Raw genomic sequence first — 290 nt, 5'->3', positions numbered from 1 at the left:
CAGCTTGAGGAATTGGAAGCGGCAGCCATAGAGGATGCGTTGGCAGCTGAACAAGCCGCTATTATAGACACGACCAGCGCGGTGCGCGCCTTCACGCGGCGCAAGCCAGTGCGCAAACCCTTTCCTGACCATCTGCCGCGCGAACGTGTCGTGGTTGAGGCCCCGACCAACTGTTCCTGCTGTGGTTCCGACCGGATCGTGAAGTTGGGCGAGGACATCACGGAGACGCTTGAAGTGATCCCCCGCCAGTGGAAAGTGATCCAAACAGTGCGGGAGAAGTTCACCTGCCG

General features: G+C 60.0%; 1 protein-coding gene. It reads left to right on the top strand.

Features of this window, described 5'->3' with window-relative positions:
* Nucleotides 1–290 (top strand): IS66 family transposase zinc-finger binding domain-containing protein (locus tag B3849_RS14100; RefSeq protein WP_286780313.1); only part of this gene is annotated, 290 nt, incomplete at both ends.

It is taken from the genome of Sulfitobacter sp. UBA4523, from assembly GCF_002388305.1.
GTDB classification, from domain to species: Bacteria; Pseudomonadota; Alphaproteobacteria; order Rhodobacterales; family Rhodobacteraceae; genus Sulfitobacter; species Sulfitobacter pontiacus.
Note: the sequence above shows the minus strand (reverse complement) of the source record. Positions and strands in the feature narration are given on the sequence as shown.